The sequence below is a fragment of the Acidovorax sp. KPB24-07 genome (assembly GCF_057543315.1).
Genome location: NZ_BAAJYS010000694.1, coordinates 1 through 1,178, shown reverse-complemented (window position 1 = coordinate 1,178; position 1,178 = coordinate 1). Strand labels below are relative to the sequence as shown.

At 73.1% G+C, this 1,178-nt stretch carries 2 protein-coding genes; both read right to left on the bottom strand.

What is annotated here, in order from left to right; all coding sequences use genetic code 11:
- Positions 1–803, bottom strand: an 803-nt coding sequence (locus tag AC27IQ_RS25055; RefSeq protein ID WP_487091229.1) for an NAD-dependent epimerase/dehydratase family protein, incomplete at its 3' end; no start/stop codon positions are given.
- A gap of 4 nt (positions 804–807) precedes the next feature.
- A partial coding sequence (locus AC27IQ_RS25050; protein WP_487091228.1) for a DUF4166 domain-containing protein occupies positions 808–1,178 on the bottom strand: 371 nt, incomplete at its 5' end.

Here is a 1,178-nt window from a genome sequence, read left to right as displayed (position 1 = left end):
CGACCCCGGCTCTCGACCAGTTGCCGGCGCCGCGCGCGGGTCCACGGCCGGCCCAGGACCGGCGCGCCGGCCAGGTGGACTACGGCGTCGATGCGCGTCTCGCCCGGAATGTCCCCCAGGCGGTCCAGCGCCCAGACCTGCGGGCCGAAGGTCGCGCGGGCCTGCAGCGGATCGCGCGTCCAGACGATCACGCGCCGGCCTTCGCCTTGCAGCCGGCGCACCAGCGCCGTGCCGATGAAGCCGGTGGCGCCCGTCACCAGCACCGCAGGCCCGTGGGCGACAACGGGCAGGGGTTCAGCGGATGGCACGGCCGCCCGCAGCCGCACGACGGCGAACGCATTGCGCACGCTCCAGGCCAGCACCACCACGGCCGCCACCGTGAACAGCCAGGACCAGGCCCCGTGCCCGACCCGCACCACGCCGGTCGGCAGGGCCGCATGCGCCGCGAACAGGGGCGCGATCACGCCGACCAGCACGCCATAGCTCACCGCCAGCAGCGTGTGGAGCACCCGCTCGGCGGGGGGCAGGCGGCGGCTGCGGTCCTCCTCCAGGAAGTCCGCCGCGGTGATCACGATCTCCACCGCCAGCAGGGCCGTCGGCAGCAGCACCCACCAGCCCTGCCACTGCACCCAGGCGAATCCCAGGAAGAGCACGCCGTAGAGGGCCTCGCGCGCCGCATGCAGCAGCAGCTCGTGGCGGGCCGAGGTGCGCTGCGGCAGGCGGGCGGACCACTCGTGGTGCCAGAGGTTGTCGAACGCCCCCATCAGGGCCTGCACCGTCAGAACGATGAAAACGATGTCCATGGAATCACTCCTCGGGATCGGTGAACACACCGGTTTGAAAAAACGTGCAGCCCCACAGCGGGTGCGCCATGTCCAGGGTGAAGCGGAACGTGCCCGGCCCTTCGTCGCGGTGCTCGACCCGGCACCGCCCCGGCGTGAGCCCATCGGGAATGGGCACGCAGAACGCGCCCAGCGCCAGGAAATAGCGGCGGCTGTAGAACACCAGGGCCCCGTCCTCCACCACCACGTCGAGCGCCATGGACAGCCCGCCGCTCGTGCGCTCCTGCAGGCCGCCGTCCGGGCCGCGCAGCTTGGTCGAGCGCACGACGGCGGCGTCGCGCCGCCCCGGCAGGCGAAGGTGGCGCTCCCACACGACACCGCCGCGTGCGTCGCAGT